We start from the raw sequence: 301 nt of genomic DNA, 5'->3' as shown, positions 1-301 counted from the left end.
ACGAGCCCCACCTGCTGGTGCAAGCCATCACCGCAGGCCTGCCCGACCCGGACGACCCCAACCACACGCCAGCCCTGGCCCTGATTCAAACCATGCTCGACGCCATGCCGAGGGACATGCAGCAAGACGCCGCCCGCCACCTGCGCCACACCCTGGAGCACGGCCTGCCGCCCAGCGCCCAGGCCATGCTGGGCGAACAGGCCGAGGGCACCGCCCGCATGCTCAGCGGCATGCAGGCCAAGTTGCAGGAACAGGAAAAAGAACAGCACGCCCGCATCGCCATCCACCACTACCACTGCGA

1 protein-coding gene is annotated in these 301 nt (G+C 68.1%); it reads left to right on the top strand.

The genetic code is table 11. The annotated features are described in order from the left end of the window. Positions 1 to 301, top strand: a 301-nt coding sequence (locus tag IB269_RS28960; RefSeq protein WP_192368956.1) for a hypothetical protein, incomplete at both ends; no start/stop codon positions are given.

The sequence above is a fragment of the Delftia sp. DLF01 genome (assembly GCF_014852125.1).
Lineage (GTDB): Bacteria > Pseudomonadota > Gammaproteobacteria > Burkholderiales > Burkholderiaceae_C > Comamonas > Comamonas acidovorans.
This window is presented reverse-complemented; position numbering and strand designations above follow the sequence as displayed.